We start from the raw sequence: 16,263 nt of genomic DNA, 5'->3' as shown, positions 1-16,263 counted from the left end.
AGAGACCACAAGGAGCCGGACATGACACCGAACACCACTGAGCGGCCGATCGGGATCGAGGACCTGTCGCTTTCGACCACCCACTACCGCCTCGACCAGGACGTCCTCGCGAGCCACCTCGGCGTCGACGCCGCCAAGCTGCACACCGGCCTGGGCCAGGACGCCTTCAGTGTCCCCGCCGCCGACGAGGACATCGTCACCATGGCCGCGACCGCCGCGCAGCCGATCATCGCCCGGCACGGCCAGGAGCGGATCCGCACCATCCTGTTCGCCACCGAGACCGGCGTCGACCAGTCCAAGGCCGCCGGGCTCTACCTGCACGGCCTTCTCGGCCTGCCCGCCACGTGCCGCGTCGTGGAACTCAAGCAGGCCTGCTACTCGGCCACCGCGGCCCTGCAGTTCGCGACGGCGTTGATCGCCCGCGACCCGGAGCAGCAGATCCTGGTGCTGGCCAGCGACATCGCCAAATACCAACTCGGCTCTGACGGGGAACCGACGCAGGGGGCGGCGGCCGCGGCGATGCTCCTCACCGCCGATCCCGCCATCCTGCGCATCGAACCGTGCTCAGGGGTCTACTCCGAGGACGTCTCCGACTTCTGGCGCCCCAATTACCGCACCGAAGCGGTGGTGGACGGGAAGCTGTCCATCGACGCCTACAAACGCGCCACCCAGCACGCCTTCGCCGACTATCATCGCCGCGGCGGCCGCGACCTGGATCAGTTCGCAGCGTTCTGCTATCACCAGCCGTTCACCAAGATGGCCTATAAAGCCCACCGGCACCTGCTCAAGCACGCCGGCGCAGCAGGCCCCGCCGGCGACTCCGCCGCCGACTTGGACGCGGCGCTGGCCGCCACCACCCACTACAACCGCGCCATCGGCAACAGCTACACCGCGTCGGCCTACGTCGCCCTGGCGTCCCTGCTCGACCACCGCAAAGACCTCGCCGACCAACCCGTCGCCATCATCAGTTACGGCTCAGGCGCCGTCGCCGAATTCTTTGGCGGCACGGTGGTCCCCGGCTACCGCGACCATCTTCGGACCACCGTCAACGCCCACGCCATCGCCCGGCGCCACCCCATCGACTACGAGCACTACCAGCGGCTCCACCACGAAAGCGACCTGACCGACGACGCCGATCGCAAGATCGAAGAGCAGACCACCGCCCCCTACCGGCTGGCGGCGATCGCCGACCACCAACGGATCTATGAGGCCACGATCTGACCCGGCACGACCATTTGACCCGGCACGACCAATGGACACGAAAACCATGCCTGCGGAAACAACTTCTGTCGAACCCACGTCCATCCAGGGGCAGCCGGCCGATGGCCTGACGGCGGATGTGTCGGCGACCTTGCGGACCTCGGCCGTGCGCGCCGACACGAGTCCCGCGCGGCGCATCCCGCTGGCGTTCGGCGACGCCAACATCCCCGCACCGCCCGTTCTGATCGAGGCTCTGGCGACCCATGCGCATCTGAACGCCTACGGCCCGGTCGAAGGTTCGAGCACACTCCGCGCCGCCGCCGCCGGATACTGGGCCCGTCGCGGCCTGGCGACCGATCCTGAAAACGTGCTGGCCGGGCCGGGCAGCAAGGCACTGCTGTACGCCCTGGTGCTCTCCCTCGGCGGTCCCATCGCCATCCCCCAGCCCAGTTGGATCAGCTACGCCGCCCAGCTACGCATGATCGGCACCAAACCCGTCTCCATCCCCATCTCAGACCACGACGGCGGGATCCCGGATCCCGGCACGCTCGCCGCCATCGCCACGGCGGCACGGCAGATGGGAACTCCCCTCAAGGCCGTCATCGTGACCCTTCCAGACAACCCGACAGGTACGTTGGCGCGTCCGGAAACCGTGGAGGCGCTGTGCGCCGTCGCGCGTGAACACGAATTCACCATCGTCTCCGACGAGATCTACCGTGACCTCGTCCACGACCCGGCCCAGACGTTTCTGTCTCCGAGCCAGCTCGCTCCAGAACGGACCGTCGTCACCACCGGCCTCAGCAAGAACCTGGCGCTGGGTGGATGGCGTATCGGGATAGCCCGCTTCCCCAGCAGCGAACTCGGCGACGAATTGAAATCCAATGTTCTAGGTATCGGCAGTGAAATCTGGTCATGTGGCAGCACACCGGTGCAAGAGGCAGCCGCGCACGCTCTCAGCGAGCCTCCAGAGATCACCGAATACCTGAACTCCGCACGAGAGTTGCACGCAAAAGTGGCGCAGGCCGCTGTAGCAGTGTTCCGGTCTGCGGGAGCGCTGACCCCGCTGCCGGCCGGAGCCTTCTACCTGTACCCCGACTTCGAACCGCTGCAGGCGGACCTATGGTCAGCCCGGCAGATCGGAACCGGCACGCAACTGGTCGCCCACCTGCGCCAGGCTCACGGCATCGAAGTGCTGCCGGCACGAGACTTCGGAGAACACCACGACCCGCTCCGCCTGCGCGTGGCGACCAGCCAGCTGTACGGCACCACGTCCGACCAAAGAGCCGAAGCACTGAACAGCAGCGACCCGGCGAACCTGCCCTGGATCTCCGACCAGCTGCATTGTCTCGAGGAGGCCCTCCGCAGCCTCTGCGAGTAGTAGCCGACCCGACGGAAACAGCCAACGCAGTCAGGCCGTCTCGGCCATGGAGTGGTGATGGAAAGCAGAGTGGCGACTAATTCCCGGCTCAACTCCGCAGCGCTGACGCCACGCTCAGCCGAGACGGTGCTGGCCGAAGCTCATCGGATCGTCGAGCCCGCACAGCGGGCAGCGGTCGAGGAACTGACGGCGGAGATCAAGCATGCGGCGGGATATCACGCGGGATGGTGGGACGCCCAGGGCCGCCCTGCTGATGAGGGCGGAAAAGCGGTACGTCCGGCGCTGGCGCTGGCGTGTGCCCGAGCAGTCGGTGGAGCTGCCGCCGTAAAGAAGGCAGTGCCGGCGGCGGTGGCCGTGGAGTTGGTGCATGACTTCTCGCTGCTGCATGACGACGTGATGGACGGCGATGAGCTGCGGCGGCACCGGCCCACAGCCTGGACGGTGTTCGGAGTCGGCCAGGCGATCCTGGTCGGGGACGTGCTGCTGACGGCTGCGGTGCAGCAACTGAACACCCAGCCCACTGCCGGGGCCGCCGTGCGGACGCTGACCGGCGCCGTCCAGGACCTGTGCGCCGGTCAATGGGCCGATGTGGCATTCGAGCAGCGAGACGATGTCGACCTTGCCGAGTGCTTGGCGATGGCCGAGGGCAAGACCGGCGCGCTTCTGGGCGCCGCCTGCGAGCTGGGAGCCATCACCGCCGGTGCCGACGAGCACACCGCAGGCCGGTACCGGGAGTTCGGGCGCCAGCTGGGCGTCGCGTTCCAGCTGGTCGACGACCTGCTGGGAATCTGGGGCGACCCAGAAGTCACCGGCAAGCCCGCCGGATCGGATCTGGCCTCCCGCAAGAGATCGTTGCCAGTAGTGGCGGCCCTGCGCTCAGGCACCAAAGCGAGCTTCCGGCTGAGCGGCATGTACCGCAGTTCCGACGAACTGGACGTGACGCAGGCCGCCGAACTGGTCGAGGCGGCGGGCGGCCGCAGCTGGGCCGCCACGGAAGCCGAGCGCCGGCTGGCCGCAGCGATGGACGCCCTGCACTCCGCCCGTCCCACCGCCGACGGGGCAGCCTACCTGACCGTCCTGGCCGATCTGATCCTGCAACGAGAGCACTGACCACGGCTCTCGGGCGGGAGTCCGCGCGGCCCGGCGATTTGGCGATTCCTGACTTGCCTCTGGTGACGGGGTGACGCAATGGCGGGGATCGTCGTGGTGAGGTCTATCGGGGGGGCGATGGTGAAGCGGACACTGCGGTTTCGGTGGTTCCCGGCGAAGGGTGATGTGCTGCCAGGGAAGGTGCTGGTCGCCAGTTCTTTCATCGATGCCGAGCGAGGGAGTGTACGGTGCCCGGCGGCTGCCTTGCTTGCTGCGGCCCTGCGGCAGCAGGTCTCCGACGCGGGTATGTCGCTTTCGGTCTGCTCGGGCGTCGTGTCGCCCGATGGTGGGGTGCCCGGCGACGCGGTGATGTTCACGATGTCGTACGTCAATCGCGATGGAATGGCGTTGGGTATCGCGGTCCAAGCTCATCGCGACGATCCCGCAGGGCTGACGATGGCCGAACGGACGGTGCGGGAGTGGGGGGCGGCGTTGCGCAGCCGCCGGCTCGTGGTGGCGGACACGGCACCGTTGTGCTGGGGAGGCGCCCGCGCCCTCGACATGATCAGCAAGGCGGTGGCGCGGGGCTCCGGACCGGTGTACGTCCTCGGGCGCCCGGTCGCCGGTCCTTCGGTGGCCGACGGGCTGCGACGAGCGGGCGCGGTCTTCGCCGATGATCCGGACACGATTCCCGACGGCGCTCAGGTGGTGATCCCGGCGCACGGAGCGGGAACGCGGGCGCATGCCGCCGCCCGCGGCTGGAAGGTGGTGGACGCGACGTGCCCGCTGGTGTCCGCGGCGCACACCGACGCGTCCGTCTACGCCGACCGCGGCGACACCGTGGCTCTGATCGGACGCCAGGAACATGCGGCATTGCCGGCGCTGGCCGAGCAGGCGGGTGACGCCGGAAGAGTCGTACAGACGGTGGCCGATGCCCGGGCGCTGCCGGTGCCCGACGCCGAGCGGCTGTCCTTCGTGGTCGAGCCCGGCATGCCGGTCGAAGAGGCCATGCCGATCGTGACGGCCCTGCGAGACCGCTATCCGCGCCTGGCCGGGCACCATCTCGATGTGCTGTGCGAAGCCGCCTCCGACCGATCGGAGACCGTCGCCGCCATCGCGTCCGCCGGCGACCTGACCCTGATCGTCACCGGCGACACCGGCGACACCGACACCCGGGCCGTCCATGCCCGGGCGAGTCGCGCCGCTCAGACCACCGGCGCGCGGGTGCGCGTGGTGACAGGACTGTCCGGCCTGCGCCCGGAGGACCTGGCGACCGCCACGACGATCGGGCTGATCGCCACCCTGACCGCTCCCGAGGGCTTGGACCGGCAGGTGATCCACGCCTTGTCCGGGCTGGGCCCGTTGTCAGTGCGCCGGCGCGGGATGCGCACCCGCCCGGACGGCACCGGCACGGTGACCTTCGACCGGCATCACGACGCACGCCATCACGACGTCCACAGTGAGGTTCCCGCGCAGGTCTGAGCGTCTGCCGAGAATGCGGGAGTCGCCATGCGGTGGCTGGTCATGCGGCGGCGGCGCGGGCCAGCAGTTGCCGGATGGCTGGGTGGGCGCCGTGGGGGCGTAGCCGGGATCGCATGATGTCCAGTGCGGTGCAGGCGCGGCCGCTGGACAGCTGGGGGTAGTCGGCGAGGAAGGTCTGCCAGGCGGCGATGGCCGGTTCCAGGTGACCCTGGTCCAGGTGCAGTTCGGCCAGGCGCGCGTGCAGGATGGCGCGTGAGCGTCGTTCGCTGAGCGGGCGGTGCCGGATCGAGGCGCTCAGTGCGGTGATCGCGCCTTTGCCGTCGCCCAGGAGCGCGCGGACCGCTGCCTCCTGGTGGAGCAGCGCCGCCGGGTGGTAGCCGCCCATGGCGGCCTCGTCGGCCGACGCGGTGACCGACGAGGTCGCCTGGTCCAGGTGGCGTTCGGCGGCCGACAACGCCGACACCGCGCCGCGAGGGTTGTCGGCGGCGGCGGTGGCGACCGCGAGCTGCCCCCAGAAGAAGGCCTGGTGCACCGGACGCGCCGCGCCGCGGCTGGTGGCCACGGCGACCTCGGCGAGGTGTTCGGCGTGCCGCCGATGCCCCAGCGCTCGGGCCTGGACCGACATCGCCCGCAACGTCACCGCGTAGGCGGCCGGGTCACGGTTCGCGGTGGCCATCTCCAGCGCCGCCCGGTAGTACCGCTGCGCCAGCCCATGACACTCGTCGTCAAAACACATGAACCCGGCCAGATAGGTCAGCTCAGTGGCGGCCGACAGCAGCCGGCGACGCAGCCGCCGGTCGATCGACGCACGCAGCCAGGGCGCGATGTCACTGGCCAGATAGGCCATCAACGCCGCACGGGCACGACCGCCACCGAAGGTGGTGTCGCTGTCGGAGAACACCTGGACCATCGACTCGATCGTGGCGACCTGACCAGGCCCCGGCCGCGGAATCTCCGGCACACTCGCCCTCACCGGACGCGCCTCAACCGCCTGGGCCCACCCCGGAACCGTCAGCGACGCCAACCGGTAAGCGCCGCCCGCCAACGCCTGGGCACGACCTCCAGTGAACTGGGCCAAATGCGTCAACTCAGCCCCCGCATCCGGCCGGGCAGGCACAGTGGCCCCATCCTGCTGGCACCCCTCCGGGCCGAGCCCTATATCCGTGAGGGTGACCGTCCGGCGCAGGCCACGAGAGAACGCCTCGGCGATCAGCGCGGGCATCGGCGGCCGGGGCCGGCGCCCCGCCAGCCAATGCGTCACCGACCGGCGATCCAACCGCGACATCAGCCCCGACTCGGCGGCCGCCCCGTTGACCCGCCGCGCCAGCTCGTCCTCTGTCCAGCCGGCCTCGTCCAGCAGTGCCCGCAACCGCCGATTCGGCGCCCGACCGGCTGCCACAGAACCAGACCGTCGTACAGACATAAGCGAAACCCAGGACTACACGCCGCGCGGCGCCAGCATTCCTCGACTAGAAATCCTACTTCAAGCTTCCCGCACTTCTTCTCAAGAAAAGATGTCCCCGTTTTCGGCTGTCTGAAAGCGGGTCCGTCGTCGGGCCAATGACCCATTCCCTGTCATGACCGCATCCGGCCGCGACCGGCTCGACCTTCCCACCTCGCCGTTCACCGCCGCCGATCTTTCGGGAGCGATCTCGTCGCGCCAGAAGTGCGATCTGCGCGCAGTTGTTCCTTCTGAGACTGGTCTTCCTGGCAACCGCCGTTGGTGCAGGGTCCCAGGCCTGGGCCTGCTCGGGTGGCAGCCGGGCCGGTGTCCGGACGTCGCTCAGTCCGCGGCGAGGTCGCTCCGGCCAACGGTTCTTGTGACGCGAATGATGCTGTGGTGCCATGGGGAACAAAGTCGAAGAAAAGGGCCCCTCATGACCGATCAGCCAATCCAGGCCAACCAGAGCGTGCACAAGGAAGCGGGCAGCAAGGAGCCGTCCCCGGAGATCGTCGGCCCGCGCGGAGAACGGTTCCGAGTGCTGAGCGTGCCCCTCGGCTTCGACTCCCGGCTGATCGTCCAGAAGAACCAGCCCGACTCGGAGTCCAGCGAGTCAGGGGACGAGGCCGCCGAACCGCCGTCCCACGCGATGGGCTCTTTCGGGGTCGAATTCACCGCGACGGTGCAGTTCACCGGGAAAGAGGCGTGGAAGATCGGCTGGGTGCAGACCGTCGAGTCGGCCAACTTCTGGGTGCTCTACCGGGACGGCACGCGCGCCGCCCGGCATCGCACGACGCTGCCGCACCGCATGCGGGACAGCGACACCCTCAAGGGCTGCTGGTTCGGGGACGAGTCGCGCAAGAAGGCCGACTCCACCACCCCGGTCACGGACATGCTCCTGTGAGCTGCGACCCACCTCACCCCGGGGGCTGAACGGCCTCGCCGCAGCCGGCCGCACTGGTTCGCGGGACGGCCTGGGTGCCCACCGCGGGGGCAGCAGGTATCACCGCGCCAGGCGTCGCGGCCTTCCCTGACCGCGACCGCGGCGATCACCAAGGCGGCGATCGGGTCGGTCCACGCCCACCCGAACAGCGAGTTGACGGCCAGGCCGACCAGGAGTACTGCCGACAGGTAGGTGCATAGCAGTGTCTACTTGGAGTCGGCGACCGCGCTGGCCGATCAGCCCCGTCATGATGCCCGATCAGACTCCCAAGACTTCAACAAACAACCCCGCAGAGATCATGGCGGGCGTGACCGACGCTCCGGCCAGTCGCTCAAGGATCTGATCACGATGGTGGCCGAGCTGCGCACCCGGCGCACCAACGACACCGACAGCCGGCTTCTCGCCCAGGCCCCGGTTCAGCCGTTCTCGGTGAACAGGGCGGCATACCGGGCCAGGTACAGCGGCCATCCCTGGTCGTGGTCGACGCCGTCGCGGACCGACTCCCAGCCCGGACCGTGCCGGTCAATGTGGCGGTGCTCCAGTTCGACCCGGGTGCGCTGCGGGGTCTCGGCGATGAACCGGACCTCGACCTCGCTGGTGTTGTCGGGCTCGGTCTCGATCTGCCACTGCGGGCTGATGTCCCAGCTGAACACCACCCGGTCCGGCGGCTCGTAGGCCAGGACACGCGCCCACCGGCACTCGGTGCCGTCGGCGCCCCGGTCGTAGATGTGACCGCCGACCTTCGGCTCGAACACGGTCTCGGCGATCGGCGCGCCGAGCAGGTTGTGCTCGGGCGGCTTGAAATCGCCGAACCGATCGGTGAACACCGAGAACGCCCTCTCGACCGGCGCGTCGACGATGATCTGCCTGCGGACAACGACATCCGCTGCCTGGGTCATGACTGCTCCTCGCTCGATTGGTCGACAACGTCCTGATAGCCGTCCAGCGCCCGGTTCCAGAACGTCTCCAGCTGATCCCGCAACGCCGCCAGACCCGCCGGATCGAGCCGATACACCCGCCGGGTGCCCTCAGCGTGATCGCTGACCAGCCCGGCATCCTTCAGCACCTTCAGATGCTGGGACACCGCCGGCCGGCTGATCGGCAACACCTCGGCCAGCTGCCCCACGGCCCGCGGCCGCTCGGCCAGGCAGGCCACGATGGCGCGCCTGGTGGGATCGCCCAACGCCTCCCACCCAGAACCATCTTGGTAAGCGTCCACGAACCGTAAGCTACGGCTTACGCATGAGATCGTCAAGACCACCGAGGATTACGTTGACCCGGCCGGTCACCTGATGAGTCTCGACCTTGTGCCGCAGCTCCAGGAACACGAAGATGGTCGATAGTGACTCTGGTGAAGCCATCAAGGTATACAGCGGCGGTACTCGCCTTGCTCCCGCTGGTCGCCGCCTCCTGCAACGATCGTTCACCATCGAGTCTGGCGTCCCCGGAGCCGCCGTCGGCCTCCACTTCGACGCCCGCTCTGACGATGGCGCCCCGGCCGCTCCGACTCCCCCGCGTCGCAGCCGGGAACAAATGTCCCACGACCGCACCGCACCCGTGGACCGGACCCGGTGTGGCAACGGCGGTGCTCGGCGACGGACCGGTCTATCCGGTCGCCGACTACTTCACCAACGGCACCGTACTCGCGCTGCGCGCTCAAGACCGCCAGCCCGACGGCTCCTACGTGAAGAAGGTCCGCTGGATCGCGGCGGGCTACCGCGGGCCGGTCCTGGTCCGCGCCGCCCGAATCGACGCCGAAGGAACCGCTAGCAGCAGGTTCTCCTACAGGGGCACCCAGCGCGACGGCGGACACTACGCCGTGCTCGACTCACCCACCAGCGACCTGCCAGGGACCACGACGGTCAGCGGACCCGGCTGCTACGCCATCCAGGTCGACGGTACGAGTTTCACCACGACCATCGTGTTCCGCGCCGCCTGAGCAGCGCGGGCAGCCACGACACCGCCGCAAACGATCACCAGCATCTGGCGATCGGCGATGAGCAGGTGGGCTCCCTGGCTCGCGATCATCTGGTGCCGCTGCTGCTCTTGCTTGGGGGACGAGACTCAGCCAGTTTCCCGGTCGTCACCTGCGCCTATCTGGTGGCTTGCACGATCGCCGAGTGCAGGCCGTCTCCGGCGCCGCTGGTGACGGTGATCTGGATGTCGACGAACCCGATCCGCTGAAGCAACCGCTCATAGCCGGACGCGGTGAGGGTGCCGTTGGCACAGCCGACGCGTGCTTCGGCGGCGGCGCGGCGGGCGGGATCGAGATCGTCGTCGGCGATGACGTCGCTGACGCCCAGGCGGCCGCCGGGCCGCAGCACGCGAAAGGTTTCGGCGAGCACGCGTGGCTTGTCGGCGGACAGGTTGATGACGCAGTTGGAGATGACGACGTCGACTGTGGCGTCGGGCAGCGGGATGTCCTCGATGTGGCCGTGCAGGAACCGCGCGTTGGCCACGCCGGCCTGGGCGGCGTTGGATCGGGCGAGGGCGAGCATGTCTTCGCTGGCGTCCAGGCCGTAGACCGTGCCGGCCGAGCCGACGCGGCGGGCCGACAGCAGCACGTCCAGGCCGCCGCCCGACCCCAGGTCCAGCACGGTGTCCCCGGCGCGGAGCTCGGCGACGGCGAGCGGGTTGCCGCACCCGAGGCTGGCACGCAGCGCTGCTTCCGGCACGTCCTGCCGGTCCTGCCGGTAGGCGGCGGCGCCGAAGCAGCCTTGCTCGAAGTCGTCGGATTCGCAGTCGAGCGGGGTGCCGCCGGCCTGGGCCAGGCGGGCCAGGCCCGAGTAGCGGTCGACGACCTGGTCGACCGGGACCGCAGCGTGGTCGGTCATCGTGGTCCTCCTTGGTCGGGGGGCGCGCATGCGGGAGTCGCGGGTGCGGGGCGGCCCATGACGATGTCGGCGGCCGAGGGGAAGCAGCTCACGCAGGTGTCGTTGATCCGGTAGAAGCGGGCGGTGCCCTGCTGGTCGGCCAGCACGAACCGCACCTCGGCCAGGACCTTGAGGTGTGCCGACACGGTGGACTGGCCGACCTCGAGATGGTCGACGATCTCCCCCACGTTCATCGGGCGGCCCTGGCGGGCCAGCAGGGAGACGATCTGCACGCGGGTGGGGTCGGCCAGCGCCTTGAACCAGGACGCGTACTCGGCGGCGGTGGGCCGGTCGAGCGGCCCCTTCTCCTCATTCATCGTCCATCGACGATAAACGATGAAAGGTGGAGAGGGAAGATCTGGGCGAACAGCCACGGCACCCACCACGCCGCCGGGAGATGAGGTCGCCGCTTGCGGACGTGCCGAGTTAGGAGGTGGCGGGGACCAGTTCGGCGAGCAGGGCGCGGACACGGGCGTCGATCTCGTCGCGGATCGGGCGGACCTGCTCGGGCGGCAGGCCGGCGGGGTCGGGCAGCTGCCAGTCCAGGTAGCGCTTGCCGGCGAAGACCGGGCAGACGTCGCCGCAGCCCATGGTGATGACGACGTCGGCGGCCTGGACGGCCTGGCCGGTGAGCGGTTTGGGGAACCGCTTGGACAGGTCCAGGCCGAGTTCTCGCATCACGGCCCGCACCGCGGGGTTGATGGAGTCGGCGGGTGCGGATCCGGCCGAGCGGACCCGGACGCGTCCGGCGGCGTGGTGGTCCAGTAGCGCGGCGGCCATCTGGGAGCGTCCGGCGTTGTGCACGCACACGAACAGCACCTCGGGCACCGCAACCGGCGCTGGAACTGGGCCGGTCATGTCCGTGCCGCCGCGGCCGCCAGCACGCCGGCACCCGGCCCGAGCATGGCCGACAGCCGCTCCAGGACGGCGGGGTTGAGCCAGTAGTAGACCCAGGTCCCGCGCCGCTCCGAATCGATGAGGCCGGCCTGCTTGAGGACCTTGAGATGGTGGCTGATCGTCGGGGCGGTCAGCTCGAACGCGCCCGTCAGGTCGCACACGCACGCCTCGCCGCCCTCATGGCAGGCGATCAGCGACAGCAGCCGCAACCGCACCGGATCGGCGATCGCCTTGAACAGCGGCGCCAGCTCAGCCGCCTCCGGCTCGGTGAGGGGTTCGCACACCAGGGGCGCGCAACACCCTTCGGCCCCTTGAGCGGACACCGAGGAGATCACCGGAAGCTCTTGCTTCGACATAGCTCTAATTTGACATCCATCTATCCAAAGCGCAAACTCGGACTGATTAGACAAACATCGAAACAGGAGGTTCCGGTGTCCCGTGTTCAACTCGCTTTGCGGGTGTCCGACCTGGAAGGCTCGATCGCCTTCTACTCCAAGCTGTTCGCCGTCGAGCCGGCCAAGCTGCGTCCCGGCTACGCCAACTTCGCCATCGCCGAGCCACCGCTCAAGCTCGTCCTGATCGAAGGCGAGAGCGACGAGCCGACCCGCCTGGACCACCTCGGCGTGGAGGTGGAGGACTCCGGCCTGGTCGCCGACGCCGCCGAACGGCTGACCGAGTCCGGTCTGGTCACCCTGGAGGAGAACGACACCGAGTGCTGCTACGCACTGCAGGACAAGGTGTGGGTTACCGGCCCCGGCAATGAGCCCTGGGAGGTGTACGTGGTCAAGGGCGACGCCGACACCCTGGACAAGGCCACAGGCTCCGCCTGCTGCACCCCCCAGGCCACCGCCACCAGCGCCGGCTCGCGGACCGGCGCTGAGAAGGTCGCCGCGGGCTCGTCCTGCTGCTGACCCGCAACCGGCCGTGTCGCCGGCGGGGCGCCGACCGCTCGCCACGGTCGGCGCCGCAGCCGCAACGCCAGTCCGAGCCGCGCATCCGCGCCCATTGCGGGTCAGCGGTGGGGCTGGCCAGCAGGACGGCGGACAGCCCGGCCGCGGCGGCCGTGGACCAAGCAGCGGCGTCATGCGCGGCAGGCTGGGGGAGTTGCCCGCGGCCGCCTTGTCGAGGGGGCCGGCCCACCACGTCACCGTCAGGCTGCCCAGCCCGGCGGCGGCCATGGCCGCCAGGCCGACGAGCCCGAGCTTGGCCGTCAGCCAGCGGGTGCGGGTGATGCTCTGGTCGCTCGAACGCGAAGGCGGGCAGGCCCAGTTCATCGTCCCCGGCCACCCGCACCCGCACCCTGATCCGCCACTTCCGCGAGCAGACCGGCAGCACCCCGCTCCAGTGGTTGCACCGGGCGCGCATCCGCCGGTCCCAGCACCTTCTGGAGACGACGGACCACTCCATCGAACGCATCGCCGCCCAGGTCGGCTTCGGCTCGCCCACGGCCTTCCGCGACCGCTTCAAACGCACCACCGGCGTCACCCCGCACGCCTACCGCCGCTCCTTCAGCTGACAACGCGGCTGCCAGGACTCGTGATCGGATCGCCGCCGAGACGCTACCGAACGTCCAGCATCAGCCGGACCGCCGGCGGAAGCGGCGCGCGGACGGGGTCGGCACGGAACGACTGGATCATCAGGGCCGCGAAACGGCGCGACGCCGCCGCGCGTCGCTCGGGTGACTCGGCGCGGATGCCCTCGTTCGCCATCATCGCCAGGATGAAGTCCTCCAGGACGAAGTCCTCCCGCAGGCCGCCCGCCGCCTTCGCCCGTCCGATCAGCCGGACCAGCAGGCGGATCGTCCGGTCGCGGTCAGCGGTGAAGTACGGCAGCTGCGAGGTGAACGTGTCGGACAGGCCACGGTCGAGGGCGTGCGCCTCCATGAGCTTCTCGATCACCAGGCAGAATCCGTGCCACGGGTCGGCCTGCGCCAGCCCTTCCTCGACGACCGCCGAGCACATGGCCATCGGCTCGGCGAAGACCTCGCTGAGCAGCGCTTCCTTGGTCGGGAAGTGCCGGTAGACGGTGGCCGCGCCCACCTGCGCGCGCCGGGCGATCTCCCGGATCGGCACATCGAGGCCCTCGGCCGCGAAGGTCGCGCGGGCGACCGAGAGGATGCGCGCGCGGTTGTCGCGGGCGTCCGAACGCAGCTTCTGACTCACTTCGGTCGTCACCGCTCTCACTTTAGCTAAACGGACGGGGTGTTCCGTTACGGTGCGGCGCATGAGAGCTGTTCAGTTTTCGGAGTACGGCCCGGCCGGCGTGGTGCGGGTCGCCGAGGTCGAGGAGCCGCACGCCGGGCCGGGGACGATCCGCGTCGCCGTACGGGCGTCCGGGCTGTCGACGGGAGAGACGTCCGTCCGTTCAGGGAAGATGCGTGACGTGGTGTCCGTGACGTTCCCGTACCGCACCGGGTTCGACGCCGCCGGCGTGGTGGACGAGATCGGCGACGGCGTCACGGGTGTCGGGGTCGGTGACGAGGTGTTCGGGATGACCGCGACGACCGCGCGCGGCGCCAACGCCGATCACGCGGTCCTGGTCGCCTGGGCGCCGAAACCGGCCGGGTGGAGCTGGGAGGAGGCCGGTGGCGCCGCGGGCGGCGTCGAGACGGCCACCCGTGTGCTCGACCGGCTCGCGGTTGGCGCCGGGCACACCGTGCTGGTGCAGGGCGCGGCCGGCGGGGTGGGCACGGTCGCCGTGCAGCTCGCGGCCGCCCGTGGCGCCACCCTCATCGGCACGGCACGGGAGCACAACCACGACTTCTTGCGCTCGCTGGGCGCCGAGCCGACGACGTACGGGGCGGGCCTGGTCGAACGGGTTCGCGCGCTGGCACCCGGCGGGGTGGACGCGGTCTTCGACTGCGCGGGAGGGGCACTGCCCGACCTGATCGCCATCGCCGGGGACCCAGCGCGCGTGGTGACGATCGCCCCCGACCTCACCGCGGCGTCCCTCGGCGTGCACCTGTCGCATGGCGTGCCGGCCGGCGACACGGCGGCGGCCGTCGGAGCCGCCGACCCCCTGGCGGTGCACGGCCTCGGCATCGCGGTCGAGCTCGCCGCGCGGGGCCGGCTGCGGGTGCCGGTCGCGGCGGCGTTCCCGCTCACCGAGGCGAGCGCGGCGCACGAGCTGAGCGAGAGCCGCCACTCGCCCGGAAGGATCGTGCTGGTGAACTGACCAACGCGCCCCGGCTTCACTCCCTGAGCCTGACGGCCCGCGAAGGTAGAAGGGCGAGCTAAGAGCCGGTCGGGCATGCCCGATGGGCGTCCATTCGGAGATGGTCCAGTTGTGGGGCCGCTCATAGATTCAAGCGACCGGAGATAGGAGAGCAGGTGAGTCACCGCCTGCGGACAAAGTGGAGGCAAGCATGAGAACGCGTTGGGCGATCCTCTGTATGACGACCCTCTTAGCCGGCCTGTCGGTGTCGGCGCTGCCTGCTGCGGCCGCAACCGGCAAGGCGGACCCGGTTCCGTGGTCGGTCGGCCACGGGACGGCCACGGCCTCAGGCACCAGGTGGTACGAGAACGGCTACCTGAAGGCCCAGGGCAACCTGGAGAACACCGGCTCCGAGTGCTACACGCTCTGGGGCGTCTGGACTCTCGACTTCACCTACTACTACGCCAAGCACGCCAGCCTGTGCGGTCCCGGATCCGCGCCGGTCAACATCAGCCAGGACGCCGGCATGCTGAGCTCGGCGAAACTGATGATCTGCCGCGGCACCCAGGACGTCAGCGACTGCGGCCCGCGGGTCCGAATCGACCGATGACCTGACCGGCTACCGGCCCCCCGTCCGGCTCCCACGAGAAAAGGCGGCGCGGGCCGGTGTTCATCACGTACCGCGGCCCGGGCCGACGCTGGACGTGACGGCGTTGTGACAAGATCGCGGGATGCTGCGACTCACCGACTTCATCATCGACTGTCCGGACACGATGAGGCTGGCGGCCTTCTACTCCGAGGTGACAGGCCGTCCCGTCAAGGAAGGCAGCCACGAGAACTGGGCCGGCATCCAGTTCGGCGAGATCGAGCTGGCCTTCATCCGGGTGGACGACTACCGCGCTCCGAACTGGCCCGACAGCGAGCACCCCAAGCAGTTCCACCTCGACTTCGAAGTGGACGACATCGAGTCCGAGCAGCGCCGCGTCCTCGGCCTCGGCGCGACGCTGCGGAAGGACTTCATCGGCCCCGACGGCTACGGCTGGCGGATCTTCACCGACCCGATCGGCCACCCCTTCTGCCTGTGCCACAACAAGGGCGTCATCTGGACCGACCAGGGCCCGATCTGGCCCAAGCACGACTAGGGCCGCTCTCAGCTCAGTTGCCGGGGTGCGGTGAGGGGGTGGCGGCCCAGGAGGCGAGCAGACGCAGACCTTCTTCGGACGCTCACGTCGGCCAGGGCCGCGACCTCGCTGCGGCGCAGTCCCGGCACCCGGCGCGCCCGCACTTACCTGTGGAGGCGCATGGCGAAAGCGAAGGAATCTCATCATGCGCGGAGCAGTATGGGCACCGGCTGGTGGGCCGCCGACGCCGCCGAGGTCAGGCCCGGCTCCACCGTCGTGGTGGTCGGCGACGGCGCGGTCGGCCTGTGCGGGGTGATCGCGGCCAGACAGCTGGGCGCCGAGCGGATCATCGTCATGTCGCGGCACGAACCCCGGCAGAAGCCGGCCCGCGAGTTCGGCGCGACCGACATCGTCGCCGAGCGCGGCGACGAGGGCGTGGCCCGGATCAAGGAGCTGACCGGCGGGATCGGTGCCGACAGCGTGCTCGAATGCGTCGGCACCGCCGAGGCGATGCGCCAAGCCCTGCACTCGGCCCGGCCGGGCGGCAACGTGGGCTTCGTCGGCGTCCCCCACGACGTCGCGATCGACGGGCAGGAACTGTTCTTCTCCCACGTCGGCCTGCGCGGCGGCCCCGCCCCCGTGCGCCGGTATCTGCCCGATCTGATCGACCGCGTCCTGACCGGCGC

At 69.8% G+C, this 16,263-nt stretch carries 19 protein-coding genes and 2 pseudogenes; 12 read left to right on the top strand and 9 right to left on the bottom strand.

Annotated elements, in window-relative coordinates; genetic code table 11:
- Window positions 1–21 precede the first annotated feature (21 nt).
- The 4 genes from ACGFNU_RS37725 (at window position 22) to ACGFNU_RS37710 (ending at window position 5,149) form a co-directional block, all read left to right on the top strand.
- The gene (locus ACGFNU_RS37725; protein WP_392601368.1) at window positions 22–1,221 is read left to right on the top strand and encodes a hydroxymethylglutaryl-CoA synthase; all 1,200 of its coding nucleotides are present in this window, start codon (window positions 22–24) and stop codon (window positions 1,219–1,221) included.
- A gap of 31 nt (window positions 1,222–1,252) precedes the next feature.
- Window positions 1,253–2,578: a pyridoxal phosphate-dependent aminotransferase gene (locus ACGFNU_RS37720; protein ID WP_392601367.1), complete on the top strand. Its 1,326-nt coding sequence runs from the start codon at window positions 1,253–1,255 to the stop codon at window positions 2,576–2,578.
- A gap of 57 nt (window positions 2,579–2,635) precedes the next feature.
- Window positions 2,636–3,688: a polyprenyl synthetase family protein gene (locus ACGFNU_RS37715; RefSeq protein WP_392601366.1), complete on the top strand. Its 1,053-nt coding sequence runs from the start codon at window positions 2,636–2,638 to the stop codon at window positions 3,686–3,688.
- A gap of 285 nt (window positions 3,689–3,973) precedes the next feature.
- Window positions 3,974–5,149, top strand: a complete 1,176-nt coding sequence (locus tag ACGFNU_RS37710; protein WP_392601365.1) for a hypothetical protein — start codon at window positions 3,974–3,976, stop codon at window positions 5,147–5,149.
- A gap of 40 nt (window positions 5,150–5,189) precedes the next feature.
- Here ACGFNU_RS37710 and ACGFNU_RS37705 read toward each other — a convergent pair whose 3' ends face one another.
- Complete coding sequence (locus ACGFNU_RS37705) at window positions 5,190–6,122, bottom strand: tol-pal system YbgF family protein (protein ID WP_392601364.1); 933 nt, start codon at window positions 6,120–6,122, stop codon at window positions 5,190–5,192.
- 904 nt (window positions 6,123–7,026) lie between these two features.
- Here ACGFNU_RS37705 and ACGFNU_RS37700 point away from each other — a divergent pair.
- Window positions 7,027–7,494 carry a hypothetical protein gene (locus tag ACGFNU_RS37700; protein ID WP_392601363.1) on the top strand — a complete coding sequence of 156 codons (468 nt, stop codon included), beginning with the start codon at window positions 7,027–7,029 and terminating at the stop codon, window positions 7,492–7,494.
- A gap of 77 nt (window positions 7,495–7,571) precedes the next feature.
- On the opposite strand, the pseudogene ACGFNU_RS37695 reads toward ACGFNU_RS37700, so the two are convergent.
- The 3 genes and pseudogenes from ACGFNU_RS37695 to ACGFNU_RS37685 all read right to left on the bottom strand — a co-directional run.
- A pseudogene (locus ACGFNU_RS37695) lies at window positions 7,572–7,769 on the bottom strand (cobalt transporter); the annotation flags it as partial.
- A 180-nt stretch (window positions 7,770–7,949) separates the two neighbouring features.
- Complete coding sequence (locus tag ACGFNU_RS37690; protein ID WP_392601362.1) at window positions 7,950–8,432, bottom strand: SRPBCC family protein; 483 nt, start codon at window positions 8,430–8,432, stop codon at window positions 7,950–7,952.
- Complete coding sequence (locus ACGFNU_RS37685) at window positions 8,429–8,716, bottom strand: ArsR/SmtB family transcription factor (RefSeq protein WP_392601361.1); 288 nt, start codon at window positions 8,714–8,716, stop codon at window positions 8,429–8,431. Before ACGFNU_RS37685 ends, ACGFNU_RS37690 begins: the two co-directional genes overlap by 4 nt.
- 390 nt (window positions 8,717–9,106) lie before the next feature.
- Between ACGFNU_RS37685 and ACGFNU_RS37680 the strand changes: the two genes are divergently transcribed.
- Window positions 9,107–9,472 carry a hypothetical protein gene (locus ACGFNU_RS37680; protein WP_392601360.1) on the top strand — a complete coding sequence of 122 codons (366 nt, stop codon included), beginning with the start codon at window positions 9,107–9,109 and terminating at the stop codon, window positions 9,470–9,472.
- A 154-nt stretch (window positions 9,473–9,626) separates the two neighbouring features.
- Here the strand turns inward: ACGFNU_RS37680 and ACGFNU_RS37675 are convergent, their stop codons facing one another.
- From ACGFNU_RS37675 to ACGFNU_RS37660, 4 genes are all read right to left on the bottom strand, one after another.
- Complete coding sequence (locus ACGFNU_RS37675) at window positions 9,627–10,367, bottom strand: methyltransferase domain-containing protein (RefSeq protein ID WP_392601359.1); 741 nt, start codon at window positions 10,365–10,367, stop codon at window positions 9,627–9,629.
- Complete coding sequence (locus tag ACGFNU_RS37670) at window positions 10,364–10,723, bottom strand: ArsR/SmtB family transcription factor (protein WP_392601358.1); 360 nt, start codon at window positions 10,721–10,723, stop codon at window positions 10,364–10,366. Before ACGFNU_RS37670 ends, ACGFNU_RS37675 begins: the two co-directional genes overlap by 4 nt.
- 109 nt (window positions 10,724–10,832) lie before the next feature.
- Window positions 10,833–11,264, bottom strand: coding sequence for an arsenate reductase ArsC (locus ACGFNU_RS37665; protein WP_392601357.1), 432 nt, complete (start codon window positions 11,262–11,264; stop codon window positions 10,833–10,835).
- Window positions 11,261–11,659 carry an ArsR/SmtB family transcription factor gene (locus ACGFNU_RS37660; RefSeq protein WP_392601356.1) on the bottom strand — a complete coding sequence of 133 codons (399 nt, stop codon included), beginning with the start codon at window positions 11,657–11,659 and terminating at the stop codon, window positions 11,261–11,263. The genes ACGFNU_RS37665 and ACGFNU_RS37660 overlap by 4 nt, the downstream gene beginning before the upstream one ends.
- A 75-nt stretch (window positions 11,660–11,734) precedes the next feature.
- On the opposite strand from ACGFNU_RS37660, the gene ACGFNU_RS37655 reads away from it, so the two are divergent.
- Window positions 11,735–12,214, top strand: a complete 480-nt coding sequence (locus ACGFNU_RS37655) for an ArsI/CadI family heavy metal resistance metalloenzyme (protein WP_392601355.1) — start codon at window positions 11,735–11,737, stop codon at window positions 12,212–12,214.
- Window positions 12,215–12,651: 437 nt separating this feature from the next.
- The gene (locus ACGFNU_RS37650; RefSeq protein WP_392601354.1) at window positions 12,652–12,819 is read left to right on the top strand and encodes a helix-turn-helix domain-containing protein; all 168 of its coding nucleotides are present in this window, start codon (window positions 12,652–12,654) and stop codon (window positions 12,817–12,819) included.
- Between the two features lie 43 nt (window positions 12,820–12,862).
- Here ACGFNU_RS37650 and ACGFNU_RS37645 read toward each other — a convergent pair whose 3' ends face one another.
- Window positions 12,863–13,477 carry a TetR/AcrR family transcriptional regulator gene (locus tag ACGFNU_RS37645; protein WP_392601353.1) on the bottom strand — a complete coding sequence of 205 codons (615 nt, stop codon included), beginning with the start codon at window positions 13,475–13,477 and terminating at the stop codon, window positions 12,863–12,865.
- Window positions 13,478–13,526: 49 nt separating this feature from the next.
- On the opposite strand from ACGFNU_RS37645, the gene ACGFNU_RS37640 reads away from it, so the two are divergent.
- The 4 genes and pseudogenes from ACGFNU_RS37640 to ACGFNU_RS37625 form a co-directional block, all read left to right on the top strand.
- A complete protein-coding gene (locus tag ACGFNU_RS37640; protein WP_392601352.1) occupies window positions 13,527–14,477 on the top strand; it encodes an NADP-dependent oxidoreductase in 951 nt (316 codons plus the stop codon).
- A gap of 217 nt (window positions 14,478–14,694) precedes the next feature.
- Window positions 14,695–15,066: a hypothetical protein gene (locus tag ACGFNU_RS37635; protein ID WP_392601351.1), complete on the top strand. Its 372-nt coding sequence runs from the start codon at window positions 14,695–14,697 to the stop codon at window positions 15,064–15,066.
- A 121-nt stretch (window positions 15,067–15,187) separates the two neighbouring features.
- Window positions 15,188–15,598, top strand: coding sequence for a VOC family protein (locus tag ACGFNU_RS37630; protein WP_392601350.1), 411 nt, complete (start codon window positions 15,188–15,190; stop codon window positions 15,596–15,598).
- Window positions 15,599–15,793: 195 nt separating this feature from the next.
- Window positions 15,794–16,258: pseudogene (locus ACGFNU_RS37625) on the top strand (zinc-binding dehydrogenase); the annotation flags it as partial.
- Window positions 16,259–16,263: the final 5 nt, after the last annotated feature.

The sequence above is a fragment of the Spirillospora sp. NPDC048911 genome (genome assembly GCF_043198015.1).
Classification (GTDB): domain Bacteria; phylum Actinomycetota; class Actinomycetes; order Streptosporangiales; family Streptosporangiaceae; genus Spirillospora.
The sequence above is the reverse complement of the archived record's forward strand: the minus strand, read 5'-3'. Positions and strand labels throughout refer to the sequence as shown.